This is a genomic window from Lentzea sp. NBRC 102530 (genome assembly GCF_030269365.1).
Lineage (GTDB): Bacteria > Actinomycetota > Actinomycetes > Mycobacteriales > Pseudonocardiaceae > Lentzea.
Genome location: NZ_BSTF01000027.1, coordinates 46,121 through 70,061 on the forward strand (window position 1 = coordinate 46,121; position 23,941 = coordinate 70,061).

Consider the following 23,941-nt stretch of genomic DNA (forward strand, 5'->3'; position numbering starts at 1 on the left):
GTGCGCGCCGGTTCCGCCGGTCTAGCTGGGACGCCACTCCGAGTTCGCTCCGCACAGGAGCACGCAGGGCAGCTCAGTCGTCACGTCGCCCCTGAGGAACGACGCGAACGCCGCCGCGCCCGCCGGTTCCACCGCGATCCGGAACTCCTCCCAGAGGCGGTCGCGGGCCGCGAGGATCTCCTCGTCGGTGACGAGCTTCGAGGAGACGTTGTTGCGCTGCAGGATTTCCAGCGACAACGAACCCGCGCGGGTGGCGCCCAGGGCGTCGGCGGCGATCGAGTTCACCACGGAGTCGACGGGTTCGCCTGCCTCCAGGGCGTTGTGCATCGCGCAGCAGTTCTCGGGTTCGACGGCGACGATGTGACGGCCACCGGACGCCAGCGCCGCGCCCGCCACCAGACCGCCTCCACCGACCGCCACGAAGATCGTGTCCACGTCGGGGGCGTCCTCGACGATCTCCTGCGTGACCGTGGACTGGCCCTCGATCACGGACAGGGCGTTGTAGGCCTCGACGTAGGGCAGGTCGAGTTCACGGGCGGCCGCGGCGGCCTCGGCGTAGGTGGTGCCGTGCCGGATCAGCTTGGCGCCCAACGCTTCGATGCGCCGCGTCTTCGTCTCCGGGGCCGTCACCGGGACGAAGACGGTGGCGTGCGCGCCCAGGAGTTGGGCGGCCTGCGCGACGGCGATGCCGTGGTTGCCGCCCGACGCGGTGACGACGGCCGAGACGTCCAACGACAGCAGGGTGTGCACGGCGCCGCGGAGCTTGAAGGAGCCGGTGAGCTGCAGGTGCTCCAGCTTGAGCACGAGCGGGCGGCCGTCCACCGTGACGCGCATGACCGGGGTGCGGCGGACGTACTGCGACAGCGTTCTCATGACACCAGCTTCCACAAGAACTGGACCAGAGTCACGATGCCCAGCAGGAAGCACACCAGGACGAACGTGCCGCCCGCCATCACGATCAGGCAGGCGCCCCAGGACGTCTCCTCGTTCGGGGTGGCGTCGAGTTCGTGCTGGAGTTCGAGCCGCGCCTCGGCGTAGAGGGCCGCGAGGCGGGTGCGCGCGGTCTCGGTCGGGGCCTCGTCCACGCGGCCCTGCCAGGAGAGCGCGACCAGGCGGGCCTCCGCCCGGCGGTAGGCGCGTTCGAACGCCTCGAGCTCGGTCGGATCGCGGTCTTCCGCGAGGTACGTCCACCGGCCCGCCTGGGCGGGCTGGCCGAGTACCCGGTAGACCTCGGCCAGGCGTTCGCGGAGGTCGAGCCGCTGCGGGTAGGTGCCGACGAGCCCGGCGACGCGTTGACGTGCGCGAAGCACACTGGCGAGGTCGCCTCGTCGCATCTCCTCGGCCGCTTTGTGGAGCGTCAGCTCTACCGGCATGAAGACCAGTTTTGCAGGTAGGGCTAGCTTTGACCCGTGTTCGGCCTATCGCTGCTGGTCTCCGGCCTCGCCTGGTGGCTGGGTCTGTACCTGCTCGCCCGGGACCCCCGCAAGCCGCTGCTGTGGTGGGCGGGCGCCGGGATGATCGGCTATTCGGCGGCCGTCGTGGTGCCACATCCCGTGGTCATCGGGGTGCCGGCGCTCGCCTGGACGGGTGCGATCCTGGTGCTCGCCCGCCCCGAGTTGATCAGGTGGTGGCTGGCGGCGGTGGTGCCGTTCTTCGCGGCGTCGTTCTTCGTCCCGTGGGTCGTATTGCTTCCTTTGGCCACAGTCACGGTCCTAGCCATAAGAAAACGTGCTTACTTTTCACTCGTTGGAGTGATGTTCGGGCTCTCGGCCGGTGCCTTCCTGCTGGGGCTGCTGCCCGACGCGATCACGTTGCCGTCGCTCGGGATCGACGTCGTGGTCTTCGGCGTGCTGGTCGCCGTCACCGACGCGGTCGAGGAGGGCGAGGCGATCCGCGCCGACATGCTGCGGTCGCTGGTGATCTCCGGCTTCACGGCGCTGCTGTTCGGGTCGCAGGTGGTCCTCTTCGGCGGGCCGGACCTGCTCGTCTTCACGACCGTGGCCGCGGCGATCGCCGTCCAGGTGCTCGCGAACCCGCTGGCGTCCGTGGTCGACCGCCTCGCCGTGCCCGGTGTCGCCGCCGAACGGGCCGAACTCCGCGACGCCGTGGAGGCGTTGCCCAAACGGCGCCAGCTGGTCACCGAGGACGAGGCGGAGTTCGCCAAACTCACCCGCAAGGCACTCAGCCACTACGGCGATCTCGGAAAACTCGTCGCGAGTCCGTTGATAGCGCTCACCGACGACGGACCGCCACTGGACCGGGCCGCGCAACTCAAAACCATGCTGCTGGCGAGCATTCAACGGCTCAAGCCCGCCGACGGCGATTTCGGCACCAGCGACGAATGGCGTTACTACAACGCCGTCTACTTCTACTACGTCAAGGGAATCCGGCCGTACTCGGTGCGGACCAAGCGCGAGGACCTCGACGCCGAAGACCGCCGCGCATTGCAGTGGTTCGTGACGCAGGTGCCCGAACGAACCCTGCACAACTGGCAGAACGCCGCCGCACGCCTGGTCGCGGCGGACCTGATGGCAGGAGTTGGCAGCGCTTGACGTGGTTTTGGCAGCGTTGGGGCGGCCACGGTCGGGCCATGTTGAAATTCGCCTTGAAACTCGACGGTGTCGCTTCCTTCGCCCTCGGCCTGCTGACGCTCCTGATCCGCCCGGAAGTCGGAATGCCGGTGGGCTGGCAGATCGGACTCGGCACTTTCTGCGTGGTCTACGGAATCGGCGTGTTCGTCCTCGGCACCCGCGCGGTGCCGGACCGCCGAATCGTTCTGCTCGTCATCATCGGCAACGCGGTGTGGGCGCTCGACAGCGTTCTCACGGCGGAACTGAAGTGGTTCCCGCTCACCGACATGGGCGTCGCACTCGTGCTCGTTCAGGGAATCGCAGTGCTCGGCTTCGCCGTTCTTCAGGCGATCGGGCTCAAGCGCGCTGCGTCTGATCCCTCAGCGTCCTCGAACGTCCCCGGAACTCAGCCACGATCTCGGTCCCTCGCCTGACCGTGATGTCGTAGATCCCGCTGCGGCCGAACCGGGTCCGTTCCACCGCCTCCGCCACCAGTTCGTCGCCCTCGTGCACGGGCCGGATGAAGTCGATCTCGGCCGTGGCGGCGACGGTGACGGACCCGGCCCTGTTGCAGGCGCACGCGAACGCCGTGTCCGCGAGCAGGAAGAGGTAGCCGCCGTGCGCGATGCCGTGGCCGTTGATCATGTTCGCCGCGACCGTCATCCGCAGCAGCGCGTAGCCGTCGCGCAGCTCGATCGGAGCTATGCCGAGCCCGGTCGAGGCCTGGTCGGCGGCCAACATCTCAGCAGGACCATTCATTCGTGGCAGCGTAATCACCCTGGCGGTGGTGTCACGCAGCGTTCGGGTCGCCTTACTGTCCGAATGCATGATCGTTCAACATCGGAGGTGGTCACGATGGGTGGTTGTTCTTGCTGCGGCGGGTGCACGGGTCCGGGCTGCGGATGCTGCAGCTCCTGCTGAGCGCCTTGATGAAGTGAAGGAGGCCGTTGCGGGCACCCGAGGTTCCCGCAACGGCCTTCGCGCGGCTACGCGTCCCGGACGTCCGTGCCGTGCTCCGCGAACGCCTTGAAGTCCTGCATGTGCGCCAATGACTGCTTGCGGAACGAGCCGGGCATCAACGCCCCGACCAGCCGCATCAGCACGCCGCTGAACCGGTACTCGCTCTCCTGCTCCCAGTGCGTCGTCTCCGGCCCGGCCTCGGTGAACCGGTCGCGCGTGGCGCTCCACATGCCCTTGCCGACGATCTCGCGCTCGAAGTGCACGACGCTCTCCGCCGGGATCGCGTGCAGGTCCTGGGGTTCGCGGCGGATGATGGTCTCGGTGGCCTCGAACTCCTGCTGCCCCGCCTTCAACACGACCCGCGACCGCGTGCCGACCTCGCCGTGCACCCCGCTCACCGGCTCGTGCACGACCAGGCCCCGCAGCCACATCGGCATGGTGGTGGGGTCGGCGATGAGCCGGACCGCCTTCGCGCGCGGCAGTGCGAGCTCGATCGAGACGGTGTACTTCATGGCCGGACAGGCTACTTCGCGAGGAGGAGCACCGGGCGGAGTTCGGTCAGCGCCGCGATGACGGCCGCGGCACCAGTGCGGGTCTGTTCGTCCCGTGCGGGGTCGTCCAGGAACGTCTGACAGATCGCCACGGCCGCGTCCCGCTCGCTCTCGTACACGACGAGCGTCGAGCAGAGCGTGCCGTAGAGGTGGTCGACGTGGTCGTGACCGGCCTGCGCGGCGCCGGCGCAGACGATGGCCAACGCCTCGGCGTCGCCACGACGGACCAGCGCCTCGGTCGTCTCGTCGGTCACGAAGGTGTCCGCGGTGTCCAGCAAGAGTTCCAGCAGCTTTCGGCGGGCGGCCGGGACCTCGGCGAAGCTCGCCAGACCACGGCCTGCGTCGGCCCTGTCCCGGTGGTCGGAACTGGCCGCGAGCCTGAGCAACGCGGTCACCACTGCCTGCCGTGCGTCATCGTCCACGGCTGGATCGTGCCCTTGCCGGAGGGGTCTTGCCCACCGCGTTTCCCGCGGCGGGCGAGAACCCCGCCGATCAGCCCGTGTAGGTCTTGAACAGGTTGGTGAACTCCCAGTTCGCCTGCGAGATCCCGCTGCACGTCGGCGACACCCCGCCGCCGGGGCAGCCCTTGTCCCGTCCGGCGGACCAGAACGCGACCCGGCCCACGTGGTTGGCCTTGGCGAAGGCGATCACCTTGCGCGCGTCGTCCTGCGTCGTCGTCGGACCCGTGTCGTTGCGTCCGATCATCGGCGTGAGACCCAGCAACGCCTTCAACTGCGCGTCGGTCTTCGTCGGCCAGATGCCGCGCATCTGCCCGAGGGTGGCGTTGGAGGCGGCGACCATCGCATCGCCCCAGTTGCCCGTGTAGCCGAAGTTCATGAGCATCGGGTTCACCAGGACCGTGACGCCCTTCGCGGCCGCGTCCTTCAGCACGTCGACCGAGTACGGGTCCATGCCGTAGTCCTGGCCCTGGATGCGCATCGTGTAGCTGACGGTGGTCTTGCGGGTGTCCTGAAGCCTCTTCAGCGCCGCGTTGACCGTGGCCTGGGGGATGGTGGCCTCCACGTCGACGTCGATGCTGTTGGAGCCCACGGCGTCGAGCACCTTCACGTAGGCGTTGTACAGCGCGTCAACGGACGTGCAGACGTGTTCGAGGTACGGGCCCATGGCGCCGCCCGTCGCGACGATGACGCTGCCGCCCGCGGCCTTCAGGGCCTTGGTGTCGTTCACGATGCGGCTGTCGTTCAACGGGACGGTGCCGCCCCACGCCGGGTCGCAGCCCGCCGACGAGCCGAGCGCGAACGCGAGCGTGAAGTGCTTCTGGCCGGTCGCGTTGGCCACGTCCATCAGGGACGGCGACGGCATCGTGATGTCGATGTACGGGGCGACGAGCGCGCTACCGGGCGTGGGCGGCACATCGGACGTCGTGGTGGTGGTCGGTCCCGTTGTCGTCGTGGTGGTGGTCGTAGTGGTGGTGCCACCGCCACCACCGCACGGAACGCCGTTGAGCTTGCAGTTCGTGGGCAGCGCGGAGCCGCTCACCAGGAAGCCGAAGCTCGTCGACGCACCCGCGCCGACGTTGCCGTTGTACTCGCGGTTGGTGAACGTGTGGTGGTTGCCGCTGCTGGTCGCCGTGGCGTCCCAGTACGAGCCGAGCGTCGCGCCGGGGAGGTCGAACTCCAGCTTCCAGCCCGTCAGCGCGGTCGAACCGGCGCTGATCGTGAACTTGCCCTGGTAGCCGGAGCTCCAGGACGAGTCCTGGCTGAACGCGGCGGACTCGCCGGCGGCCGAGGCGGTGGGGGCGATGACGACGAGTCCGGCCACCAGTGCGGCGGCGGCCCCGGCGGCGAAGACGGCGAAGCGGGCCATCGGGTGTGTCCTTCCGGCAGGGGAGGAAGGGAGTGGTGCAGGACCACGGGGCGCGTCGCGGTCCTGCACCACGTGCAGGGAGGCGCCCGTACGTTCAGCGCCTGCTCAATCACGGTAAGTGGCCTAGACCATAGCGTCAATGGGTCTAGACCTCTTCTGTCTGCCGGACAGTGGAACAATTCGGCGGGTGCGTGGAGCAACTGGAATCGGATCGCTGCCCGGAACCGACATCGACGAGGCGGCGAGGGTCGTCGTCGGCGAGCTGCCGGAGCTGCCGCACGTGCCGGAGCTGCCTGGCCGGGGAGTCGGCGCGGACATGATCGGCCGCACCGCCGGCCTGCTGGTCGACCTCGCGATCGAGGTCATCACGTCCGGCTACCGCGTGAACCCGCGTCCCGGCCGGGACCACCGGCGTGCCGTCGACCTCCTGCGCGGTGACCTGGACGCGTTCGACGAGGCATTGGAACGGGCGGGCGCGCAGCCGGACACGGTCAAGGTGCAGGCCGTCGGGCCGTGGACGCTCATGTCGAACATCGAACTGATGCGCGGCCATCGGGTGCTCACCGACCGCGGGGCCGTCAAGGAGTTCTCCGAGTCGCTCGCCGAGGGGCTCAAGCAGCACGCCGCCGAGGTGGCCAAGCGCACCAGGGCGAAGGTCGTCGTGCAGCTCGACGAACCCGGCCTGCCCGCCGTGTTGCAGGGCCTGCTGCCGACGCCGTCCAAGCTCGGCACCGTGCCCGCGGTGCCCGGTCCGGACGCCCGTGCGGTCCTGGCGACGGTCATCGAGGCGCTCGGGGACCACGAGGTGATGGTGCATTGCTGCGCGCCGCACCCGCCGTTGACGTTGCTGCGAGAGGCGGGCGCGACGGCGATCGCGTTCGACGTGTCCCTGATCAAGGGTGCAGAGGCGCTGGACGAGATCGGCGAGACCTGGGAGGCGGGCACGACGCTCGCGCTCGGGCTGGTGCCGAGCCTCGACCCCGGCGTGCCGCTGCCGCTCAAGGAGGTCGGGCAGCGGGCGTTCACGCTCGTCGACCGCCTGGGGTTCCCGCGCTCGATCCTCGCCGAGAAGGCGCTGCCCACTCCGACGTGCGGTCTGACGGGCGCGACGTCCACCTGGGTCAAACGCGCGCTGTCGCTGACCCGTGACCTCTCCTCGTCGTTCTTGGAGCCACCTGAGGGCTGGTGATGTCCGGTTTGGGCGGCTAGTCTGCTGCGAACTATTAGGAAACTTTCTTAACCGAAGGCCCATCGCCGGGGCCTGGATCGGGAGTTCCTCTCATGCGCATCAGACGTGCGGCCCTCGTGGCCGCGGTGCTCGCCGGCGTGATCGCCACGCCGGCCCAGGCCGGGACCGCGGCCGGGCACATCCGGCTCGACCAGGTCGGGTTCGGCAACTCCGAGCAGAAGCACGCCTACGTGCTCGGTGGCGCCGCGAACACCAAGTTCTCCGTCGTGGACAGCCGCGGCCGGACCGTGCTGACCGGCAGGACCGGCGCCTCGACGGGGTCGTGGAGCGACAAGTTCACCTCGGTGCACCCGATCGACTTCTCCGCGCTGAAGAAGTCCGGCACGTACCGGATCAAGGTCGGGTCCGCGACGTCGACGGAGTTCCGGGTCGACTCGCTGAAGAAGCTGTTCTCGCCGGTCGCGCACAACACCGTCGAGTTCTTCCAGGCGCAGCGCGACGGCGCCGACGTCATCCCCGGCCGCCTCGGCCGCAAGCCCGCGCACCTCACCGACCGCGAGGCGCTGGTCTACGAGGCGCCGGTGTTCGCGGGCGAGGGCGGCGACCAGATCGCCGCGCCGCTCAAGCCGACCGGTGCGAAGGTCGACCTCGAGGGCGGCTGGTTCGACGCCGGTGACTTCGTGAAGTTCACGCACGCCTCGTCGTACTCGACCGCGTCGATGCTGCTGGCGTTGCGCAACAAGCACGACGACGCGCTCTACGACGAGGCGAAGTTCGGCCTCAAGTGGCTCGACAAGGCGTGGGACGAGCAGACCGGCACGCTGTACGCGCAGGTCGGCATCGGCACCGGCTCCGAGGAGTTCGGCTTCGTCGGCGACCACGACGTGTGGCGCCTGCCCGAGGCCGACGACCAGTTGAACGTCAAGCCGGGCGACAGCGAGTACTACATCAAGCACCGCCCGGTGTTCCGCGCGAACGTCGCCGGCGAGAAGATCAGCCCGAACCTGGTCGGCCGCGTGTCGGGCTCGTTCGCGCTGGCCGCGCAGATCGAGGCCCGCAAGAACCCGCGTCTGGCCAAGTCGTACCTGGACAAGGCGGCGCAGCTGTTCGCACTGGCCAAGACCGAGGACGTCGGCGAGCTCGTGACGGCGTTCCCGCACGCGTACTACCCCGAGGAGTCGTGGACCGACGACCTCGAGTTCGGTGCCACGCAGCTCGCGCTGGCCGCGAAGGCGTTGAACGACAAGCGGTACCACCAGTTCGCCCAGGCCGCCACGCACTGGGCCAAGGAGTTCCTGGCGACCCAGGACCCGGACACGTTGAACGTCTACAACATCTCCGCCCTGGGACACGCCGACCTCGCGCCGTTGCTGGCGAAGGGCATCAAGGGCGCCGAGGTGACCGAGAAGCAGGTCGTGGGTGACATCCAGCGGCAGCTGAAGAAGGGCGCGGACGCGGCGGCCACGTCCCCGTTCCGCACCGCGGCCAACGTCGAGACCTGGGACGTCGGCTCGCGCACGTTCGGGTACATCACGACCGCGGCGCTGTACCAGAAGCTGACCGGCTCGAAGGAGTACCAGACCTTCGGCACGCAGCAGCGCGGCTTCGCGCTCGGCACCAACGCCTGGGGCACGTCGCTGATCGTCGGCGTCGGCGCGAAGTTCCCGGAGTGCCCGCACCACCAGGCCGCCAACCTGTCGGGTTCCCCGAACGGCGGCAAGAAGGTGCTGGTCGGCGCCGTCATCAACGGCCCGAACGACGCCTCGCTCTTCGGTGACCTCGGCGAGATGCCGCCGGGTTCGGTCGACTGCACCAAGCCCTACACGCTGGAGTTCAACTCCGCGAAGTCCGTGTTCGCCGACGACCTGCGCTCGTGGCCGAGCTCCGAGCCGGCCATCGACTTCACGGCCACCGGCGTGCTCGGCTTCTCGCTGATCGCCCACTCCTGAGTGGCGCCGGCGCGGGCCCGGGTGTCCAATTCGGACTTGTGCTCAGGCTCGCGCTGGTCCTCGTGTTGCTCATGTCCGGCACGGCGCACGCCCTGCCGTTGAACGTGCTCTGCCGCGTACCCGGCGTGCACGACGCGGAAGTGATCCGCGTCGTGCACGCCGTCGGTCTTTCCACGCGGGTGAGCGACAAGGTGATGCTCGCCGGGTTCGAGGCCGGGTGGGTGGAGTCGCACATGAACAACCTGGCGTGCGGCGACGCGGACTCGCTCGGGGTGTTCCAGCAGCGGCCCTCGATGGGGTGGGGCACGCCGGACCAGATCATGAACGTGTCGTACGCGGCTTCCCGGTTCTTCGAGCTCGCGGTGAAGCTGGACCGTGCCCATCTGTCGCCGGGGTTGCTGGCCGATGCGGTGCAGCGGTCCTGCTGCCCGGAGCGGTACGACCAGGCCGAGGGACGTGCGCGGTCGATGCTGCGCCAGGCCTGGCAGGGCGGGCCTGAGGTGGTCGGCGGGATGGTCTACGTCGTCGAGGACGGTGACGTCCGGGCCGACGGGGTGCGGCTGAGCACGTCGCAGGACTACGTGGGACGGCCTTCGGTGGCCGGGACCGCCGTCTACGCCCGCACGGCCGGTGGAGAGGTCAGGACCCTGCTGAACGGTGCCTGGCAGACCGTCGCCACCGGCGTGGCCGGGGATCCGGAGGCCGTGCTGCGTCCTGATGGGACGGTCGAGCTGTTCGCGGTCGTCGCGAACGGCAGCGTGGCGAGGTTGTCGGCACCCGCCTGGCCGCAGAGCCCGCCCGGCTTCGCGACCGGCAAACCGTCGGCCGTGGTGCACGCCGACGGGTCCGTGGGCCTCTACGTCCGCTCCGGCGACAAGCTCATGGCCACCGCCGCCGGCGCCTGGCGCGAGATCGCGACCGGCCTCGAAGGCTCCCCGGAGGCGGTCGTCCGCCCGGACGGGACGGTGGGCGTCTACGCCCTGGAGGACGGACGCCCCCACCGCCTCGGCCTGGCCTGGGAACCGTTGGGGGAGGGCCGTTTCATCGACACGGTCTCCGCCCAGCCCGACGGCACCGTCCACGCGCGCACCGCCGGGGGCGAGGTCGTCACAGCCGGTTGAACGGCTCCGCGTACCGGAACGCGCCGGGCTCCACGTCCCCGAACAGCCGCGCCTGGAAGTGCGGCTCCCAGGCGGGATCCGGGGGCAGGATCCCGAACGTCGAGGCCAGTTGGAACCCGAACCGCGAGTAGTACCGGGGATCCCCCAGCAGGATGACGGCGCGCTCGCCCCGAGCCTCCGCCGCGCCGAGCACCGCGTGCATCAGCGCCGACCCGATCCCGGCGCGCTGGTGCGAGGGGTGCACCGCGATCGGCCCGAGCCCCAGCGCCGGCTGCGAGCCCACGTACCCGCGCGTGCACACGACGTGGCCCAGCACCCCGTCCTCCACCAGCGACAACTCCGGGATCCAGCCCTCGTCGCCGCGCAGCCAGTCGATCAGCGGCGCCTCGGGGCCGTCGGAGAACGCCAGGTTCGTGACGGTGCGGATGGCGTCGATGTCTGCGGGTGTCTCCCGCCGGATCAGCATGACCCCGCACTGTGGCCAAACACGTCGCCGTGCGCCACCCGATTTCCCGCCCCATAATCCGCACCGTGGTCGTGAGACAGACCGTAATGGTGTGCGTACTTGCCGTGCTGGCTTATCTCGTCGTGTGGTGGGCAACGAGCGAAGACGAACCGGAAGCCAAACCGGCCACCCAGGCGTTCCTCACCGACTACTCGAAGGCCGAGAAGGGCAGTTGCGTGAAGTTCGACGGCCCCGGCGAGAACGACCTGGGCCTCACCGTCGTCGACTGCCAGGGCCCCAAGGCGGCGCTCAAGGTCGGCACGGTCCTCGCCGACACCAACGGCAAGTGCCCGCGCGGCGACTACAAGGTCCTCCGGGACACCCGGCACAACGCCGCGTTGTGCCTGCTGCCCAACGCTTCCGAGGGCGACTGCTTCGAGTTCGACACCGATGACCTGCAACGGTCCGTGGTGTCCAAGTTCGACTGCGCGGCGCCACGGGCGAACGTGCAGGTCGTCGGCCTCACGCCGGAAAGTTGCCCCGAAGAGGCCGAACTCGGTGTTCCCTATGAGGAGATGACGCTCTGCCTGAGGAGGGTGCGTTGATCGTCTTCGAGGGTCCGGCCGAGTTCGACGCCTGGCTGCACGAGAACGGCGCGAACGAGACCGAGCTGTGGCTCAAGTACGCCAAGAAGGGTTCTGGCGTCAAAACGATCACCTACGACGAGGCGCTGGACGTCGCGTTGTGTCACGGGTGGATCGATGGCCTCGTACGGTCCGTGGACGAGTCCTACTACTCGCAACGCTGGACGCCGCGCAAGGCGCGCAGCAAGTGGTCCAAGCGCAACTGCGGCAAGGTCGAGGAACTGATCGCGCAGGGCAAGATGCTGCCCGCAGGTCTCAAGGAGATCGAACGCGCCAAAGCGGACGGACGCTGGGACGCGGCCTATGCCGGACCGGCGACCATCGAGGTGCCGGACGACCTGACCGCCGCGTTGAACGCCAACCCCGAGGCGGCGGAGACGTTCAAGGGACTGAACAGTCAGAACAGGTACGCCGTGCTGCTGCGCATCCACGACGCGAAGAGGCCGGAGACACGGCGGAAACGCATCACCCAGTTCGTTGAAATGCTGGCGGAGGGGCGAAAGCTCTACCCTTAGGAATCATGAAGTGGTTCCGCCGCAGCAAAGCCGAAGACGTCGTGCCCGCCCACCTGCCCAACGCCGAGGAAGCCGCGCGACGCTTCTGGGAGCGGTGGTTCGAGCTGGTGCCGGTGGTCAGCGCGGCGCTCGGCGACGGCGAACCGCACCGCGTCGAGGACGAGCTCGACGACCTCGTCCGCGGCCTGCACCCCGACCTGGCGTTCTCCCTCGAACAGGGCCACATGGCGATGTACGCGCTGGTGATCACCGGTCAGGAGGACCCGCGGCTGCGCCCGTACACCGACGCGTGGATCAACGCCGCGCCGCCGTCGGACATGGTGTGGGAGTTCCACGACTCCGTGCCGCCGGTGCCGGACCCGACCGAGGTGACCATCAACCTCGGCCAGACGCGGATGCGGCTCGGCGACTACCGCGTGGTGGCCCAGGTGGACGGTGAGGTCGTGGACGTCGCGGTCTACCACCCGGCGCTCGCGGGCCTGACCGACCAGCAGCGGCAGACGATGACGTTCCTGCCCCTGGACGTCACTCTGGGCGAGCGGCTGGCGGGGGAACGGCTGCGGCGCGTGGAGACCGCGGAGCTGGAGCCGCAGGGCACGATCAGCCTCGTGGAGCTGCGGACCCTGGTGCGGGAACTCGCAGGGATTGCCGAGCTCTGAGAACTGTCAGACCTGCTCACTAAGCTGTGGGACGTGAGCAGCGAGAGCCTGGAAGACGTCCCCGCAGAGGTGCGCGAGCAGCACGCCGTGCTCGCGGAAGAGGTGCGTTCGCACCAGTTCCGCTACTACGTGCTGGACGACCCGATCGTCACCGATGGTGAGTTCGACGCGTTGCTGAAGCGGCTCGAGGCGATGGAAGCCGAGCACCCCGGCCTCGCGACGCCCGAGTCGCCGACGCAGCTCGTCGGCGGCACGTTCTCGACCGAGTTCAAGGCGGTCGACCACCTGGAGCGCATGCTCAGCCTCGACAACGTCTTCGCGCAGGACGAGCTGACGGCGTGGTTCGAGCGCGTCGGCAAGGAGATCGGCGAGGGCACGCACTTCCTGTGCGAGCTGAAGATCGACGGCCTCGCGATCAACCTGCTCTACGAGAAGGGCAAGCTCACCAGGGCTCTGACGCGGGGCGACGGCCGCACCGGTGAGGACGTGACGCTGAACGTCCGCACCATCAAGGACGTCCCGGTGGTGCTGGAGGGGTCCGCCGAGCACCCGGTGCCGGACCTGGTGGAGGTGCGCGGCGAGGTCTTCTTCGCGGTGGAGGACTTCCTGGCGCTCAACGCCTCGCTGGTCGAGCAGGGCAAACCGCCGTTCGCGAACCCGCGCAACACGGCCGCGGGCTCGTTGCGGCAGAAGGACCCGAAGGTCACCGCCTCGCGCAAGCTGCGGATGATCTGCCACGGCATCGGCAAGACCGAGGGCTTCCAGGCCGCCAGCCAGTCCCTCGCCTACGAGGCGCTGAAGGCGTGGGGCCTGCCGACGTCACCGCACACCGAGGTGCTCACCGACCCGGCGGACGTGCGCAAGAAGGTCGAGTACTGGGGCGAGCACCGGCACGACGCGGTGCACGAGATCGACGGCCTGGTGATCAAGGTCGACGAGGTGGCGCTGCAACGGCGCCTGGGCACGACGTCGCGGGCCCCGAGGTGGGCCATCGCGTACAAGTACCCGCCGGAGGAGGCCACGACCACGCTCCTCGACATCCAGGTCCAGGTGGGCCGCACGGGCCGGGTGACGCCGTTCGCCGTGATGGAACCGGTGAAGGTGGCCGGGTCCACGGTCGCGCGGGCCACGCTGCACAACGGGTCCGAGGTGAAGCGCAAAGGCGTGCTGATCGGTGATCGCATCGTCATCCGCAAGGCGGGCGACGTGATCCCCGAGGTGCTCGGCCCGGTGCTGGCCGCGCGCCCGGCGGACGCGCGGGAGTTCGAGATGCCGACGCGGTGCCCCGAGTGCAACTCGGTGCTGCGGCCGATGAAGGAGGGCGACGTCGACATCCGTTGCCCCAACGCCGAACGCTGCCCAGGTCAGCTGCGCGAACGCCTGGCGTACCTGGCTTCCCGCGCCGCGCTCGACATCGAGGTGCTCGGCTACGAGGCGGCCGCGGCGATCACCTCGTCCACGGCCTACACCAACGAGGCCGACCTGTTCGACCTCGACGCGGACGCGTTGCGGCAGGTCGAGCGCTTCGTGACGATCAAGGGCGAGCTGTCCGCGAACGCGCTGAAGCTGATCGACAACCTGGAGGAGGCGAAGCAGCGTCCTCTGTGGAGGGTGCTGGTCGCGCTGTCGATCCGGCACGTGGGCCCGACGGCGGCGCGTGCGCTGGCGCAGGAGTTCGGCTCGATGGACGCGATCCTCGAAGCCGAAGAAGAGGCTTTGGCCGGTGCCGAGGGCGTCGGCCAGACCATCGCGACGGCGGTCGTCGAGTGGCGCGAGACCGAGTGGCGCCAGCGCGTCGTCGAACGCTGGCGGGCCGCGGGCGTGCGGATGGAGGACGAGCGCGACGAGTCGATCGTGCGCAACCTCGAAGGCCTGTCCATCGTGGTCACCGGCTCGCTGACGGAGTACTCGCGCGACTCGGCGAAGGAGTCGATCCTCGCCCGCGGCGGCAAGGCGGCGGGCTCGGTGTCGAAGAAAACCGCTTTCGTCGTGGTCGGCGACTCACCAGGATCCAAGTACGACAAGGCCGTCTCGCTGAAGGTGCCCGTGCTCGACGAAGCGGGCTTCCGCGTCCTGTTGGAGCAGGGCCCGGACGCGGCGCGAGAGGTGGCCCTTCCGGTGGAAGGAGGTGCTGATGGCTGATCTGATCATCCGTCCGGCCGCGGAGGCCGATCTGCCCGCGGTCGGCTCCGTGACGGTCGAGGCGTACCGCGCGGACGGCTACGTGGGCGACCACGACGACTACGCGACGGTGCTGGCCGACTCGGCGTCCCGGTTCCGCGACGCCGAGGTGCTCGTCGCCCAGGACGAGGGCGGCGCGGTCCTGGGCTCGGTGACGGTCGTGCACCCCGGCACGCCGTACGCGGAGATCTCGCGGCCCGGCGAGCTGGAGTTCCGCATGCTGTCGGTGTCCGCGGCCGCGCGGGGCCGCGGCGTGGGCGAGGCCCTGGTGCGCGCGGTGATCGACAGGGCGCGCACGGCCGGCGCGACCCACGTGGTGCTGTCGTCGTCGGAGAAGATGCTGGCGGCGCACCGGTTGTACGAGCGGATGGGCTTCACCCGATTACCGGACCGCGACTGGTCCCCGGTGCCGGGCATCGACCTGCGGGCGTACGCGTACGTGCTGCCGCTCTGAGGAGCCGGTAGCCGGCGGCGCACCGGTGCGGGGCAACCAGCGTTCGCGGCCGTGCGTCCTGTCGGGCAGGCGCCGCGGATGGGGGTTCGCGCATGAGGTCGGTGGTCCTGCTCGTCACCGTACTGCTGTCGGCCGCGTCGGCCGCACCGGGGCAACTGGCCGCTGACGACCACCGTCAGCTCGCCGCCCTGACCAGGGCGTACCTGGAACGCCGGGCGGACAAGATCACCGTCCTCCCGCCGGCACCGGGCTTCGGCGTGCCCACGACCGAGGCGTTCGCGGCGCGGCTGCGCACCGACGAGGCCAGGCTGGCCGCCCGGCGGGCGAGGCTCGACGCGCTCCCGTTCGGCGGCTACGCCAGGGCCGAGGTCGGTGCCGAGCTGACGCGGGTCGCGGTGGGCGGGGACGGCAGCGCGGTCGTGCACGTCCAGGAGGTGACCCACCTGTACTTCGAGGAGCCGGGCGGTGTGCCGAGGAGCAGCTTCGGCTTCGGCCACGTCCTCGTCTTCGAGCGTGCCCCCGAGGGGTGGCTCCTGGCGGACGCGATGCCCACGCCGGGCTCGGTCTGCAAGGTCCCGCCGGAGACGCAGTTCTGCGGCTCAGAGCGATGAGATGATCCGCGCCCGCAGCTTGAGGTCACCCGCGGCCTGCTCGTACAGCAGGTCCCGCAACACGTCGGGCGGCAGCGCTCTCAGCACGTCCTTGAGCTCGACGTCCTCGGCGTCCGGTGGCGGCACCGTCTCGCCGCGGTCCAGCAGCACCAGCCCGACCGCCACGCAGTGCTTGCAGAAGAACCCCTCGGACCCGTGCGGGCAACTGCACGACCCGACCAGCTGGGTCCCGGACCACGACAGCTCCACCACGTACGCGACGTCGTCGCTCCCACGCACCCGAGCGGCGACGTGCCGGCTGTGCACCCGCAGCGACAGCACGGCCTCCCGGTACGTGAGCCCGCGCCAGTACGACTTGGTGCCCGCGCGGTGCAGGAGCAGATCGGTGGTGAGGGTCGTCGACACGGGGGTCATCCAACCGGGTGACCGCAGAAAGGATCAACATGATCGCGATCGGCCGACTCCAGCCGCAGGACCGACCAGCCTGGCAAGAGCTCTTCGAGGGCTACAACACCTTCTACGAACGCGTTCTACCGGCAGAAACGTACGACGAGAAGTGGCAGGCGTTCCAAGAGGACAAAAGCATCCACGCCCTATGCGCCCGGGACGACACCGGCCGAGTCGTCGGCATCGTCCACTTCCTCCAGCACCCCAGCACCACCACGGCCGACGTCTGCTACCTGCAGGACCTCTTCACCGCCCCCGAGGCGCGCGGCCGGGGCGTCGGCAGCGCGCTCATCGGGGCAGTGGCGACCTGGGCGGAACAACAGGGCTGCTGCCGCGTCTACTGGCACACCAACGAGCGGAACAAGACCGCCCAACGGCTCTACGACCAGCTGGCGCGGCGAATGCCGTTCATCACCTACCGCCAGGACCTCTAACGGGCCGTCGACTCCAGGTCCAGCAACGTCACGGCGGCCCGGAAGTACTTGTTGGTGCCCAGGTCCCGCACCGTCTTGATGTTGAACGCGGCCTTGAGCTTCTCGGCGTCGCCAGGGCTCACGCCCTGCAGCGCGTCCACGGGCGCGTCCAGGATCTCGGTGAGCGGCAGGTTCTCGTACGCCTTGTCGAGGAGCATGTCGAGGTTCACGGTGACGGCCATGATCTTCATACCTCCAGCAGAAGTGGGGCGATCACGGCAGATTCTGGGGTGAGTCCGCGAATCCCGCAGGACGTAACGGCAGCCGCCACCCACTCGATGAGGCGGTCATGCACAAGCTCGAAGCCCACGAGGTGCCCCTGCACAAGGTGTTCGGCAGTGACTACGACTTCCGGATCCCCGACTACCAGCGGCCCTACGCGTGGGAGGTCGAGCAGGCCCAGCAGTTGCTCGAAGACCTGGTCGAGGCAGTGGAGGGCGACAGCGACGAGCCGTACTTCCTCGGGTCGATGGTGCTGGTCAAGGCCGACGGCAAAGCCGATTCCGAGGTGATCGACGGCCAGCAGCGGCTCACGACGCTCACGATCCTCCTGTCGATCGTCCGCGACCTCACCACGCACGACGGCATCCGCACCTCGCTGCGCAAGATGATCGTCGAGGAGGGCGACGACCTGCTCGGGCTCAAGCCGAAGCCGAGGCTCGCGCTCAGGAAGCGTGATCAGGTCTTCTTCCGCACATATGTCCAGGAACCCGGTCACATCGAAGAGTTGATCGCACTCGATGACACGGCCCTGGAGACCGATGCGCAAAAGGCGGTTCGTGACAACGCCAGGGCGCTGCGGTCCGCTCTCGTCCGGTTGGGTGAGGAGGCGAGGCACCGGCTGGTCAGGATGATCAGCTCGCAGACGTTCCTGGTGGTCGTCAGCACGCCGAACCTGGACAGCGCGCACAGGATCTTCAGCGTGATGAACGCGCGAGGGCTCGACCTCTCGCCGGCGGACATCTTCAAGTCGAAGGTCATCGGAGAACTCGACGACGAATACGCCGCGAAGTGGGACGAGGCCGAGGTGAGGCTCGGGCGCAGCGACTTCGCCGACCTCTTCCTGTACATCCGGATGATCTTCGCGAAGGAACGCGCCAAGCAGGACCTCCTGACCGAGTTCCCGAGGCAGGTGCTGAACCAGTACCTGCCGGGACGAGAGGCCGCGTTCGTCGACGACGTGCTGGTGCCGTATTCGGATGCCTACGAAAAGATCCGCGACTTCGGGTACGAGTCCTCGGCCAAGGCCGAGCAGGTCAACTCGTGGTTCCGGAGACTGGCCCAGGTCGACAACCGCGACTGGCTGCCGCCCGCGCTGTGGGCGGTGCGCCACCACGGTCACGACCCGGTCTGGCTGGAACGCTTCCTCGCCAAGCTGGAGCGGCTCGCCGCCAGCATGTTCATCCGCCGCGTGTACACGACGCCGCGCGTGATGCGGTATTCCAACCTGCTGCGCGATCTCGCGTCCGGGCAGGGGCTCGACTCCCCGGCGTTCGTCCTGGACGCAGACGAACGCGCGGCCACGGTCAGCCACCTCGACGGCCAGCTCTACCTGGTCCAGAAGACGCGCCGGTACGTCCTGCTCAGGCTCGACGAGATGCTGGCGGGGGATCCGGGCGTCATCTACAAGTTCCCCGTGATCACGGTGGAGCACGTCCTGCCGCAGAACCCGAAGGACGGCTCCGCGTGGCTGAGCGACTTCTCCGCGGAGGAACGCGCCACCTGGACCCATCGGCTCGCGAACCTCGTGCTGCTCAACAGGTGGAAGAACGCGGAGGTCAGCAACAGGGACTTCGTGGTCAAGAAGGACAAGTACTTCACGAGCGGCAACGGAGTCTCGGCGTTCGCACTGACCAGCCAGGTGATCGCGCAGCCGGAGTGGACGCCCGCCGTCCTGGAGGCGCGGCAGAAGGATCTGGTGCGCATCCTCGCCGAGACGTGGGACCTGTGATCAGCGTTTCCGCTTGACCGCCACCACGACCACCGCGGCGATCGCGATCAGCCCGGCCACGCCGAGCGCCAGGTCACCCATCGCCAGAGCATCGTCCTGAGCCATCACCAGGGCCAGTCGCATGCTTTCAACGTAACCCTTGGAGCAACACCCCGCCGAGGATTGTGTGGGACCGTGTGAGGCGTGCTGCAAGCCTGTCTGAACGGCTCCCGCACAGCCGAGGAGCACCCGGCCCTGCCGCTGACCCCCGAGCGCCTCGCCGAGGACGCGGCCGACGTCGCCGCGCTCGGCGTCACGTCCGTGCACATCCACCCGAGGGACGTCATCGGCGTGCCGACCCTCGTCGGGCCGGAGGTGGCCACGACGATCGCGACGGTCCGCGCCGCCGTGCCGGGCATCGAGATCAGCGTGTCCACCCACGTCCCCGGCGGCAACCGCGGCACGCTGATCGCGAGCTGGGCGCCGCTGGCGACGGGCCGGCCGGACATCGCGACCGTGCACGTCCGGGACCCGCACTGGCGCGACCTGGTGCGGTCCCTGGACCAGGTCAACGTCAAGGTCGACCTGGTCGTGGACGCGCCGGTGCAGCTCGGCGAGCTGCCGCAGGGGGTCGGTCGCATCACCGTCGCGGCGACGCGGGACGCGGTGGAGGGCCTGCTGCGCCAGGTGGAACCGCTCGGCCTGCCGGTCCTGGTGCACGGCCGCGACGCCGACGCGTGGCAGGTCCTCGACTACGCCGCGCTGCTCGAACACGACGTGCGGATGGGCCTGGAGGACGCGCTGCACCTGCCCGGCGGACGCCGGGCGCGCAACAACGCCGAACTGGTCGCCCTGGCCCGCAAACGCCAGCGCAGCAGGGCCCCGAGCTAGTCGGGCAGGACCACCGCGACGATGCCCGCGAGGTGCGCCAGGCGGGCCACCTCGGCCGCGCGGAACATCGGGCCGCCGGGGCGTCCGACGACGAGCACGCGGTCCGGCTTGCCGAGCGGCGTGGCGGCGAGTTCGGTGCCCAGCTCGCGCCAGGTCTCCGGCACCCACTCCTCCTCGCCGTCGAGCACGGTCGCGCGCTCCAGCGGGAACCACGGCACGTCGGCCATGCGGGTCTCCGGGGCGGCCGACGACGCGGTCAGGCGGTTGATGCCGGTGCCCTCGGGACCGACGACGACGGCCCAGCCGGCGCGGATGATCTTCGGGACGCCCTCGGTGAAGATCCCGAGGCCCTTGTGCGGGGCGTCGGCGACCTCCTCGACCAGTTCGAGTTCGCGGTGGGTGTCGAGGATGCCCGCGTACGGGCGGACGGCGTCGACCTCCACGCCGTCGACGGACTCGGCCGCGGTGATCAGCGTGTCGGGCAGTCGACCGGAGGGGAGTTCCACCACGAGGTCGTCGATGGCGAGGCCGGAACCGCGTTCCACCACGTCCACGCTGAGTATGTCGGCCCCGATCTCGCCCAAAGCCGTTGCGACCGCGCCGAGGGTGCCGGGACGGTCCGGGAGCTGGACCCGGATCAGGAACGACAAGGTGAACGCCTCCATAGCTCGTGCGCGAGACCCCGCGTCTCGCGCCGTTGCCGGTCGGTGATTCTCGCAGACGCATCGTCAACGCATGACCTGCTGTCCGCGTTGCGAACCGGTTAAGTTGACGTGCCGCTCAACCACGGAGGCGGTAACCCGTTCGAAGGCGCGCCTGACCAGCCCATAGACTCACGGGGTTCCCGATTCGAATCCCGACCCTACGGGGGTTGACAGGAGTGCCCAGCATCTCCCGCGACGAGGTCGCGCACCTGGCGAAGCTCGCCAGGCTGGCTGTGTCCGAGGACGAGCTCGACTTGTTCGCCGGCCAGCTCGACGTGATCCTCCAGTCGGTGGCTTCCGTTGGCGACATCGCCACAGCCGACATCCCGCCGACGTCGCACGCCGTTCCGCTGACCAACGTCTTCCGCGAGGACGTGGTCCGTCCGAGCCTCGGTCAGCAGCAGGCGCTCTCCGGCGCTCCTGAGGCCGAGGACGGCCGGTTCCGCGTGCCCCGCATCCTGGGTGAGGAAGCATGACCAACGACCTGATCCACGCCACCGCGGCCGAACTCGCCGCGAAGATCCACAGCGGTGAGGTCACCTCCGTCGAGGTCACGCAGGCCCACCTGGACCGCATCGCCGAGACCGACGGGAAGGTCCACGCCTTCCTGCACGTCGACGCCCAGGGCGCGCTCGCGCAGGCCCGTCGCGTCGACGAGGCCGTCAAGGCGGGCGAGCAGGTGTCCCCGCTCGCCGGTGTGCCGTTGGCGCTCAAGGACGTCATGACGACGGAGGGCGTGCCCACGACCGTCGGTTCCAAGATCCTCGAAGGCTGGCTGCCGCCGTACGACGCGACGGTCACGCGCAAGCTCAAGGAAGCCGGCGTCGTCATCCTCGGCAAGACGAACATGGACGAGTTCGCCATGGGTTCGTCGACCGAGAACTCGGCGTACGGCCCCACGCACAACCCGTGGGACCTCGACCGCATCCCCGGCGGCTCCGGCGGTGGCTCGTCCGCCGCCCTGGCCGCCCTGCAGGCCCCGCTCGCGATCGGTACCGACACCGGTGGCTCGATCCGCCAGCCCGGCGCGGTCACCGGCACCGTCGGCGTGAAGCCGACCTACGGCGGTGTGTCGCGTTACGGCCTGGTTGCGTTCTCGTCGTCGCTGGACCAGGCCGGTCCGTGTGCCCGCACGGTGCTCGACGCCGCGCTGCTGCACGAGGTCATCGCGGGCTACGACCACATGGACTCCACGTCCATCAACGCGCCGGTGCCGCCGGTCGTCGCCGCTGCCCGCGAGGGCCTGAACGGCGACCTGTCCGGGCTGCGCGTCGGTGTCGTCACGCAGTTCAGCGGTGAGGGCTACCAGCCGGGCGTGGCGCGCAGCTTCGAGGCCGCCGTGTCGCAGCTCAAGGAGCTCGGCGCGGAGATCGCCGACGTGTCGTGCCCGAGCTTCGACTACGCGCTGCCCGCGTACTACCTCATCGCGCCGAGCGAGTGCTCGTCGAACCTCGCCCGGTTCGACGCCATGCGCTACGGCCTGCGCGTCGGCGACGACGGCACGCGCAGCACCGAGGAGGTCATGTCGCTGACCCGCGAGGCCGGTTTCGGCCCGGAGGTCAAGCGCCGCATCATGATCGGCACGTACGCGCTGTCGTCCGGTTACTACGACGCGTACTACGGCTCGGCCCAGAAGGTCCGCACGCTCATCACGCAGGACTTCGCGAAGGCGTTCGAGAACTTCGACGTGCTCATCTCCCCGACCACGCCGACCACGGCGTTCAAGATCGGCGAGCGCGCGAACGACCCGATGGCCATGTACAAGGCCGACCTCTGCACCATCCCTGCGAACCTCGCGGGCACCCCGGCCATGAGCGTGCCGAGCGGTCTGTCCGATGAGGACGGTCTGCCGGTCGGTCTGCAGATCATGGCCCCAGCGCTGCAGGACCACCGCATGTACCGGGTGGCCGCGGCCTACGAGGCCGCGCGCGGCTCGTTCGGAGGTCCGTCGCTGTGAACATCAAGAAGGCACGCGGGATCCTCGGTCTCGCCGGTGCCGTCGCGGGCGCCGCGGGAGCGTTCTCCGGCTTCCGCAACGCCCGTGCGAAGAACGACAAGCTGGCACTGGCGAACGCGATCGCCAGCATCGCGGTGGCGCTCACCGGTGCGGCGCTGGCCGTTCGTGCTCTGCGGAAGGACGACTTGGCATGACCTCACTGGTTGAGCTGATGGACTACGACGAGGTCATCGAGAAGTACGACCCCGTCCTGGGCCTGGAAGTGCACGTCGAACTGCACACCAACACGAAGATGTTCTGCGGCTGCGCCAACGAGTTCGGCGGCGAGCCGAACACGCACACCTGCCCCACGTGCCTGGGTCTCCCGGGTTCGCTGCCGGTGGTGAACGGCAAGGCCGTCGAGTCGGCGATCCGCATCGGCCTCGCGCTGAACTGCGAGATCGCCGAGTGGTGCCGGTTCGCGCGGAAGAACTACTTCTACCCGGACATGCCGAAGAACTTCCAGACGTCGCAGTACGACGAGCCGATCGCGTTCAACGGCTACCTCGACGTGACGCTGGACGACGGCGAGGTCATCCGCGTCGAGATCGAGCGCGCGCACATGGAGGAGGACACCGGCAAGTCGCTGCACGTCGGCGGTGCCACCGGTCGAATCCACGGCGCCGAGCACTCGCTGCTCGACTACAACCGCGCCGGCGTGCCGCTGATCGAGATCGTCACGAAGATGATCCCGGGCACCGGGGAACGCGCCCCCGAGGTTGCGCGCGCGTACGTCACGGCGCTGCGCGACCTGCTGAAGGCGCTCGACGTGTCCGACGTCCGCATGGACCAGGGCTCGCTGCGCTGCGACGCCAACGTCTCGTTGTCGCCGAAGACCACCGGCGCCCTCGGCACCCGCACCGAGACGAAGAACGTCAACTCGCTGCGCAGCGTCGAACGCGCCGTCCGCTTCGAGATGACGCGCCAGGCCGCCGTGCTCGAGTCGGGCGGCGAGGTGACCCAGGAGACCCGTCACTTCGACGAGTCCTCCGGCTCCACCTCCCCGGGCCGCAAGAAGGAGACGGCGGAGGACTACCGCTACTTCCCGGAGCCCGACCTGGTTCCGATCGCGCCGTCGCGCGAGTGGGTCGACGAACTGCGCGGCACCCTGCCCGAACTCCCCTGGGAGCGCCGCGCGCGCATCCAGAAGGACTGGAACCTCACCGACGAGGTCCTCCGCGACCTGGTCAACGCCGGTGCCCTCGACCTGATCGAGGCGACGGTCGTCGCCGGCGCCAAGCCGGACGAGGCCCGCTCCTGGTGGGTGTCGTACCTCGCGCAGCAGGCCAACACCCGCGGCGTCGAGCTCACGGGCCTGTCGATCACGCCGGCCGAGGTCGCGCGGGTCATCGAGCTGGTGAACTCCGGCGCCCTGACCAACAAGCTCGCCCGCGAGGCCGTCAACGGCGTCCTCGAGGGCGAAGGCTCGCCGGACGAGGTCGTGGAGAAGCGCGGCCTCAAGGTCGTCTCGGACGACTCGGCGCTGGAGAAGGCCGTGGACGAGGCCCTCGCCGCGCAGCCGGACGTCGCGCAGAAGATCCGCGACGGCAAGGTGCAGGCGGCCGGTGCCATCGTCGGCGCGGTCATGAAGGCCACCAAGGGCCAGGCGGACGCTGCCCGTGTGCGCGAGATCGTGCTCGCTCGCTGCAGCTGACGTGTCAGGAGCTGGACGCCTCGCCGGCGTCCAGCTCCTCCACCGCCCGCGTGCAACTGCGGTCGTGTTTTCTTCTGATTTCAGAGCGAAATCCTCGTTGAATTCGTGTCACTTGATCTAACCCGGTAGCTCCAATCGGCGTTGATGTGTTGTGCTCATCGGGCACGACG

At 69.3% G+C, this 23,941-nt stretch carries 29 protein-coding genes; 18 read left to right on the top strand and 11 right to left on the bottom strand.

The window, feature by feature from the left end:
• Positions 1 to 21: 21 nt before the first annotated feature.
• Together QSK25_RS42065 and QSK25_RS42070 are read right to left on the bottom strand one after the other, a co-directional pair.
• Complete coding sequence (locus QSK25_RS42065; RefSeq protein WP_285646961.1) at positions 22 to 873, bottom strand: serine/threonine dehydratase; 852 nt, start codon at positions 871 to 873, stop codon at positions 22 to 24.
• Positions 870 to 1,373 (bottom strand): DUF6584 family protein, encoded by a 504-nt coding sequence (locus QSK25_RS42070; RefSeq protein ID WP_285646962.1) that lies wholly within the window; start codon positions 1,371 to 1,373, stop codon positions 870 to 872. The genes QSK25_RS42065 and QSK25_RS42070 overlap by 4 nt, the downstream gene beginning before the upstream one ends.
• 36 nt (positions 1,374 to 1,409) lie before the next feature.
• Between QSK25_RS42070 and QSK25_RS42075 the strand changes: the two genes are divergently transcribed.
• The gene (locus QSK25_RS42075; protein ID WP_285646964.1) at positions 1,410 to 2,552 is read left to right on the top strand and encodes a hypothetical protein; all 1,143 of its coding nucleotides are present in this window, start codon (positions 1,410 to 1,412) and stop codon (positions 2,550 to 2,552) included.
• Positions 2,549 to 3,004: a hypothetical protein gene (locus tag QSK25_RS42080; protein WP_285646966.1), complete on the top strand. Its 456-nt coding sequence runs from the start codon at positions 2,549 to 2,551 to the stop codon at positions 3,002 to 3,004. The genes QSK25_RS42075 and QSK25_RS42080 overlap by 4 nt, the downstream gene beginning before the upstream one ends.
• Here the strand turns inward: QSK25_RS42080 and paaI are convergent.
• The 4 genes from paaI to QSK25_RS42100 form a co-directional block, all read right to left on the bottom strand.
• On the bottom strand, positions 2,928 to 3,329 hold the full coding sequence (gene paaI, locus QSK25_RS42085; RefSeq protein WP_285646968.1) for a hydroxyphenylacetyl-CoA thioesterase PaaI: 402 nt from the start codon (positions 3,327 to 3,329) through the stop codon (positions 2,928 to 2,930). The genes QSK25_RS42080 and paaI overlap by 77 nt on opposite strands.
• A 227-nt stretch (positions 3,330 to 3,556) precedes the next feature.
• Positions 3,557 to 4,042, bottom strand: coding sequence for an SRPBCC family protein (locus QSK25_RS42090; protein ID WP_285646971.1), 486 nt, complete (start codon positions 4,040 to 4,042; stop codon positions 3,557 to 3,559).
• An 11-nt stretch (positions 4,043 to 4,053) separates the two neighbouring features.
• The gene (locus tag QSK25_RS42095) at positions 4,054 to 4,503 is read right to left on the bottom strand and encodes a hypothetical protein (protein WP_285646973.1); all 450 of its coding nucleotides are present in this window, start codon (positions 4,501 to 4,503) and stop codon (positions 4,054 to 4,056) included.
• Between the two features lie 70 nt (positions 4,504 to 4,573).
• Positions 4,574 to 5,908, bottom strand: a complete 1,335-nt coding sequence (locus QSK25_RS42100; RefSeq protein WP_285646975.1) for a glycoside hydrolase family 18 protein — start codon at positions 5,906 to 5,908, stop codon at positions 4,574 to 4,576.
• Between the two features lie 139 nt (positions 5,909 to 6,047).
• Here QSK25_RS42100 and QSK25_RS42105 point away from each other — a divergent pair, with 139 nt between their 5' ends.
• From QSK25_RS42105 to QSK25_RS42115, 3 genes are all read left to right on the top strand, one after another.
• A complete protein-coding gene (locus QSK25_RS42105) occupies positions 6,048 to 7,097 on the top strand; it encodes a methionine synthase (RefSeq protein ID WP_502881954.1) in 1,050 nt (349 codons plus the stop codon).
• Between the two features lie 92 nt (positions 7,098 to 7,189).
• The gene (locus tag QSK25_RS42110) at positions 7,190 to 9,046 is read left to right on the top strand and encodes a glycoside hydrolase family 9 protein (RefSeq protein WP_285646977.1); all 1,857 of its coding nucleotides are present in this window, start codon (positions 7,190 to 7,192) and stop codon (positions 9,044 to 9,046) included.
• A gap of 38 nt (positions 9,047 to 9,084) precedes the next feature.
• Positions 9,085 to 10,167, top strand: coding sequence for a PLL family lectin (locus tag QSK25_RS42115; RefSeq protein ID WP_285646978.1), 1,083 nt, complete (start codon positions 9,085 to 9,087; stop codon positions 10,165 to 10,167).
• On the opposite strand, the gene QSK25_RS42120 is transcribed toward QSK25_RS42115, so the two are convergent.
• Positions 10,154 to 10,633: a GNAT family N-acetyltransferase gene (locus tag QSK25_RS42120; RefSeq protein ID WP_285646979.1), complete on the bottom strand. Its 480-nt coding sequence runs from the start codon at positions 10,631 to 10,633 to the stop codon at positions 10,154 to 10,156. The genes QSK25_RS42115 and QSK25_RS42120 overlap by 14 nt on opposite strands.
• 71 nt (positions 10,634 to 10,704) lie before the next feature.
• Between QSK25_RS42120 and QSK25_RS42125 the strand changes: the two genes are divergently transcribed.
• The 6 genes from QSK25_RS42125 (at position 10,705) to QSK25_RS42150 (ending at position 15,676) form a co-directional block, all read left to right on the top strand.
• Positions 10,705 to 11,217 (top strand): LppU/SCO3897 family protein, encoded by a 513-nt coding sequence (locus tag QSK25_RS42125; protein ID WP_285646980.1) that lies wholly within the window; start codon positions 10,705 to 10,707, stop codon positions 11,215 to 11,217.
• A complete protein-coding gene (locus QSK25_RS42130; protein WP_285646982.1) occupies positions 11,214 to 11,771 on the top strand; it encodes a YdeI/OmpD-associated family protein in 558 nt (185 codons plus the stop codon). Before QSK25_RS42125 ends, QSK25_RS42130 begins: the two co-directional genes overlap by 4 nt.
• A 5-nt stretch (positions 11,772 to 11,776) precedes the next feature.
• Positions 11,777 to 12,430 carry a hypothetical protein gene (locus QSK25_RS42135; RefSeq protein ID WP_285646985.1) on the top strand — a complete coding sequence of 218 codons (654 nt, stop codon included), beginning with the start codon at positions 11,777 to 11,779 and terminating at the stop codon, positions 12,428 to 12,430.
• Between the two features lie 33 nt (positions 12,431 to 12,463).
• Entirely contained in the window at positions 12,464 to 14,572 is a 2,109-nt protein-coding gene (gene ligA / locus QSK25_RS42140; RefSeq protein ID WP_285646987.1) for an NAD-dependent DNA ligase LigA, read from the top strand.
• The gene (locus QSK25_RS42145; protein ID WP_285646989.1) at positions 14,565 to 15,065 is read left to right on the top strand and encodes a GNAT family N-acetyltransferase; all 501 of its coding nucleotides are present in this window, start codon (positions 14,565 to 14,567) and stop codon (positions 15,063 to 15,065) included. Before ligA ends, QSK25_RS42145 begins: the two co-directional genes overlap by 8 nt.
• 92 nt (positions 15,066 to 15,157) lie before the next feature.
• On the top strand, positions 15,158 to 15,676 hold the full coding sequence (locus QSK25_RS42150; protein WP_285646990.1) for a hypothetical protein: 519 nt from the start codon (positions 15,158 to 15,160) through the stop codon (positions 15,674 to 15,676).
• On the opposite strand, the gene QSK25_RS42155 is transcribed toward QSK25_RS42150, so the two are convergent.
• Positions 15,665 to 16,081, bottom strand: a complete 417-nt coding sequence (locus QSK25_RS42155; RefSeq protein ID WP_285646991.1) for an SWIM zinc finger family protein — start codon at positions 16,079 to 16,081, stop codon at positions 15,665 to 15,667. The genes QSK25_RS42150 and QSK25_RS42155 overlap by 12 nt on opposite strands.
• A gap of 38 nt (positions 16,082 to 16,119) precedes the next feature.
• On the opposite strand from QSK25_RS42155, the gene QSK25_RS42160 reads away from it, so the two are divergent.
• Positions 16,120 to 16,557, top strand: a complete 438-nt coding sequence (locus tag QSK25_RS42160; protein WP_285646993.1) for a GNAT family N-acetyltransferase — start codon at positions 16,120 to 16,122, stop codon at positions 16,555 to 16,557.
• Here the strand turns inward: QSK25_RS42160 and QSK25_RS42165 are convergent.
• Entirely contained in the window at positions 16,554 to 16,787 is a 234-nt protein-coding gene (locus QSK25_RS42165; protein ID WP_352237025.1) for a hypothetical protein, read from the bottom strand. The two genes, QSK25_RS42160 and QSK25_RS42165, sit on opposite strands and share 4 nt — an antisense overlap.
• 98 nt (positions 16,788 to 16,885) lie before the next feature.
• On the opposite strand from QSK25_RS42165, the gene QSK25_RS42170 reads away from it, so the two are divergent.
• Entirely contained in the window at positions 16,886 to 18,547 is a 1,662-nt protein-coding gene (locus QSK25_RS42170; RefSeq protein WP_285646994.1) for a DUF262 domain-containing protein, read from the top strand.
• Here the strand turns inward: QSK25_RS42170 and QSK25_RS42175 are convergent, their stop codons facing one another.
• Positions 18,548 to 18,670, bottom strand: coding sequence for a hypothetical protein (locus QSK25_RS42175; protein WP_285646995.1), 123 nt, complete (start codon positions 18,668 to 18,670; stop codon positions 18,548 to 18,550).
• 60 nt (positions 18,671 to 18,730) lie between these two features.
• Here QSK25_RS42175 and QSK25_RS42180 point away from each other — a divergent pair, with 60 nt between their 5' ends.
• Positions 18,731 to 19,417 (top strand): 3-keto-5-aminohexanoate cleavage protein, encoded by a 687-nt coding sequence (locus QSK25_RS42180; protein WP_285646997.1) that lies wholly within the window; start codon positions 18,731 to 18,733, stop codon positions 19,415 to 19,417.
• Here QSK25_RS42180 and QSK25_RS42185 read toward each other — a convergent pair.
• The gene (locus QSK25_RS42185; protein ID WP_285647013.1) at positions 19,414 to 20,067 is read right to left on the bottom strand and encodes an ACT domain-containing protein; all 654 of its coding nucleotides are present in this window, start codon (positions 20,065 to 20,067) and stop codon (positions 19,414 to 19,416) included. The two genes, QSK25_RS42180 and QSK25_RS42185, sit on opposite strands and share 4 nt — an antisense overlap.
• 230 nt (positions 20,068 to 20,297) lie before the next feature.
• Between QSK25_RS42185 and gatC the strand changes: the two genes are divergently transcribed.
• From gatC to gatB, 4 genes are read left to right on the top strand one after another with little or no spacing between them, the layout of a single operon-like run.
• Positions 20,298 to 20,597 carry an Asp-tRNA(Asn)/Glu-tRNA(Gln) amidotransferase subunit GatC gene (gatC, locus tag QSK25_RS42190; RefSeq protein WP_189154510.1) on the top strand — a complete coding sequence of 100 codons (300 nt, stop codon included), beginning with the start codon at positions 20,298 to 20,300 and terminating at the stop codon, positions 20,595 to 20,597.
• A complete protein-coding gene (gene gatA / locus QSK25_RS42195; protein WP_285647000.1) occupies positions 20,594 to 22,078 on the top strand; it encodes an Asp-tRNA(Asn)/Glu-tRNA(Gln) amidotransferase subunit GatA in 1,485 nt (494 codons plus the stop codon). Before gatC ends, gatA begins: the two co-directional genes overlap by 4 nt.
• Positions 22,075 to 22,272, top strand: coding sequence for a hypothetical protein (locus QSK25_RS42200; protein ID WP_245786613.1), 198 nt, complete (start codon positions 22,075 to 22,077; stop codon positions 22,270 to 22,272). The genes gatA and QSK25_RS42200 overlap by 4 nt, the downstream gene beginning before the upstream one ends.
• Positions 22,269 to 23,771: an Asp-tRNA(Asn)/Glu-tRNA(Gln) amidotransferase subunit GatB gene (gene gatB, locus QSK25_RS42205; RefSeq protein ID WP_285647002.1), complete on the top strand. Its 1,503-nt coding sequence runs from the start codon at positions 22,269 to 22,271 to the stop codon at positions 23,769 to 23,771. The genes QSK25_RS42200 and gatB overlap by 4 nt, the downstream gene beginning before the upstream one ends.
• The last annotated feature ends 170 nt before the right edge of the window (positions 23,772 to 23,941 follow it).

Excerpts from the sequence above, each read along its gene's own strand:
- QSK25_RS42065 (WP_285646961.1), bottom strand. The coding sequence starts at position 873 with ATGAGAACGCTGTCGCAGTACGTCCGCCGCACCCCGGTCATGCGCGTC.
- QSK25_RS42165 (WP_352237025.1), bottom strand. The coding sequence starts at position 16,787 with ATGAAGATCATGGCCGTCACCGTGAACCTCGACATGCTCCTCGACAAG.
- paaI (WP_285646968.1), bottom strand. The coding sequence starts at position 3,329 with ATGAATGGTCCTGCTGAGATGTTGGCCGCCGACCAGGCCTCGACCGGG.
- QSK25_RS42070 (WP_285646962.1), bottom strand. The coding sequence starts at position 1,373 with ATGCCGGTAGAGCTGACGCTCCACAAAGCGGCCGAGGAGATGCGACGA.
- gatB (WP_285647002.1), top strand. The coding sequence starts at position 22,269 with ATGACCTCACTGGTTGAGCTGATGGACTACGACGAGGTCATCGAGAAG.
- QSK25_RS42145 (WP_285646989.1), top strand. The coding sequence starts at position 14,565 with ATGGCTGATCTGATCATCCGTCCGGCCGCGGAGGCCGATCTGCCCGCG.
- QSK25_RS42175 (WP_285646995.1), bottom strand. The coding sequence starts at position 18,670 with ATGCGACTGGCCCTGGTGATGGCTCAGGACGATGCTCTGGCGATGGGT.
- QSK25_RS42120 (WP_285646979.1), bottom strand. The coding sequence starts at position 10,633 with ATGCTGATCCGGCGGGAGACACCCGCAGACATCGACGCCATCCGCACC.
- QSK25_RS42090 (WP_285646971.1), bottom strand. The coding sequence starts at position 4,042 with ATGAAGTACACCGTCTCGATCGAGCTCGCACTGCCGCGCGCGAAGGCG.
- QSK25_RS42110 (WP_285646977.1), top strand. The coding sequence starts at position 7,190 with ATGCGCATCAGACGTGCGGCCCTCGTGGCCGCGGTGCTCGCCGGCGTG.
- QSK25_RS42160 (WP_285646993.1), top strand. The coding sequence starts at position 16,120 with ATGATCGCGATCGGCCGACTCCAGCCGCAGGACCGACCAGCCTGGCAA.
- QSK25_RS42170 (WP_285646994.1), top strand. The coding sequence starts at position 16,886 with ATGCACAAGCTCGAAGCCCACGAGGTGCCCCTGCACAAGGTGTTCGGC.
- gatA (WP_285647000.1), top strand. The coding sequence starts at position 20,594 with ATGACCAACGACCTGATCCACGCCACCGCGGCCGAACTCGCCGCGAAG.
- QSK25_RS42135 (WP_285646985.1), top strand. The coding sequence starts at position 11,777 with ATGAAGTGGTTCCGCCGCAGCAAAGCCGAAGACGTCGTGCCCGCCCAC.
- QSK25_RS42105 (WP_502881954.1), top strand. The coding sequence starts at position 6,048 with ATGGGTCTAGACCTCTTCTGTCTGCCGGACAGTGGAACAATTCGGCGG.
- QSK25_RS42150 (WP_285646990.1), top strand. The coding sequence starts at position 15,158 with ATGAGGTCGGTGGTCCTGCTCGTCACCGTACTGCTGTCGGCCGCGTCG.
- QSK25_RS42100 (WP_285646975.1), bottom strand. The coding sequence starts at position 5,908 with ATGGCCCGCTTCGCCGTCTTCGCCGCCGGGGCCGCCGCCGCACTGGTG.